General features: G+C 52.7%; 2 protein-coding genes. One reads left to right on the top strand and one right to left on the bottom strand.

All coding sequences use genetic code 11. The features are described from left to right. Positions 1–469 (top strand): matrixin family metalloprotease (locus tag IQ219_RS19700; protein WP_194073749.1); only part of this gene is annotated, 469 nt, incomplete at its 5' end. A 160-nt stretch (positions 470–629) separates the two neighbouring features. Here IQ219_RS19700 and IQ219_RS19695 read toward each other — a convergent pair. Then, positions 630–1,300 (bottom strand): dihydrolipoamide acetyltransferase family protein (locus tag IQ219_RS19695; protein ID WP_194073748.1); only part of this gene is annotated, 671 nt, incomplete at its 5' end.

Here is a 1,300-nt window from a genome sequence, read left to right as displayed (position 1 = left end):
TTACTACACCTGGCAACAGGCCATTAAAACAGCGATCGCCGACTGGCAGAGTTTTTTCCCCCTCACCATAGTTGAAAATACCACCGAGGCTGACATTGCCATTTTTTACCGAGAGCCTCCCCTGGCCCGTACAGTGGACCCGGAAACGGGCTTGGTTAGTTTTGGTCGAGCCCGCACCGCCCAGGCTAGCTATGAGTTTTATTGGACTGACACATCTCCTCCCCAACTGCGTCACCGCATGGCGATCGCCATCAAACCGGGCCTAGCCCCCCTTTCCCTCCAAGGTACCGCCCGCCACGAATTAGGGCACGCCCTGGGCATTTGGGGCCACAGTGACCGCGAAGAAGATGCTTTATACCCAGCCCAGACTGCCGATGTACCGGCAATTTCCCCTAGGGATCTAAGAACCCTATACCGGATTTACCAGCAACCCACCCGCCTTGGCTGGCCAGCACCGGTTACTGATTAGAAAACTTGAAAAAATTTTGATTCTTTTTTGAACTCGTTTGCCAAGTGCCATCTTGGACTTCAAACTTCCCCAGTAGCTGGCAAATGCGCCAAAAGACAATCCCCAAAAACTGAACGAGTTGGGGGACTTCTCCAGCCAAACTGACCTAGTTGGCAAAGGATTACATAGTCAAAGACTGAGCATTCTCTTCAATAATGGCAGCCAAATCCTTGAGGAAAGCCGCAGCGTGAGCCCCATAGATGACCCGGTGGTCACAGGTTACATTAACCGCCATTTGCCGTTTGGTACCAATTAAACCTTCATCATTGGCCACCACCTGGGGTCGGGAAGCGCCCACGGCCAAAATCCCCCCCTGTCCCGGTGGCAGAATGGCGTCAAACCGGTCTACCCCAAACATACCAAGGTTAGAAATGGTGAAAGTACCACTGCTATATTCCTCGGGCTGTAACTGCTTGGCCCGGGCCCGGTCCACCAATTCCTTCCAACGGCGGGAGAGGGAATAGATATCCACTTGGTCTGCGTTTTGTAACACCGGGGTAATTAAACCGCCATCCGGCATGGCCACCGCCAGGGCAATATTTATATCTTTATGGTAAGTAATACCTTGGTCTGTGTAGCTGGCATTGACAATGGGATGTTTTTTCAAAGCCAGGGCCACTGCTTTGGCCAACAGGGCGGTCATGGTCACCCCTTTGCCCTTGATTTGCTTATAAAGTTGGTCCAACCCATCGGTGGTGATGGTGTAGCCCACCCGGAACGTGGGAGCGGCCATGGCGGCCACCATATTTTGCACCAAAGCTTTTTGGAAAGTGGTCAGAGGCACTGTCTGAC

Source organism: Synechocystis sp. LEGE 06083, from assembly GCF_015207725.1.
GTDB classification, from domain to species: domain Bacteria; phylum Cyanobacteriota; class Cyanobacteriia; order Cyanobacteriales; family Microcystaceae; genus Synechocystis; species Synechocystis salina.
The sequence above is the reverse complement of the archived record's forward strand: the minus strand, read 5'-3'. Positions and strand labels throughout refer to the sequence as shown.